1 protein-coding gene is annotated in these 583 nt (G+C 54.7%); it reads right to left on the reverse strand.

Translation table 11 applies throughout. From position 1 onward, the window contains the following. On the reverse strand, positions 1 to 583 hold a 583-nt coding region (locus tag ACTHUR_RS16260), incomplete at both ends, for an ATP-binding cassette domain-containing protein (protein WP_440399716.1).

Raw genomic sequence — 583 nt, forward strand, 5'->3', positions numbered from 1 at the left:
GCGTTTTTGGTATTCGTAGTTGCTCATTTCTTCAAAACGAGCCAAACGCGCTTTAGACTTGGCTTGGCGGCCTTTGGCATTTTGGCGCACCCATTCCAACTCCTGCTTCATCGCTTTCACGCGTGCAGCTTCGGATTTCGCCTCGTTTTCCAAGCGTTTTTCTTTCTGCTCCAGCCAAGACGAGTAATTGCCTTTCCACGGAATACCGTGTCCGCGGTCAAGTTCCAAAATCCATTCGGCGGCGTTGTCCAAGAAGTAGCGGTCGTGTGTTACCGCAACGACTGTACCGGGGAAGCGTACGAGGAATTGCTCCAGCCATTCGACCGATTCCGCATCCAAGTGGTTGGTCGGCTCGTCCAGCAAAAGCATATCGGGCTTGCTCAACAAGAGTTTGCACAAGGCAACGCGGCGTTTTTCACCGCCGGACAAATTGCCGATTTTGGCATCCCAATCAGGCAGGCGCAGAGCGTCGGCAGCGATTTCCAATTCATGCTCTGCACCGCCGCCGGTAGACGAACCCGCCGCAATAATCGCTTCCAGACGGCCCTGCTCTTCCGCCAACGCGTCAAAATCCGCATCAGGG

The organism is Neisseria sp. P0021.S007 (assembly GCF_051956855.1).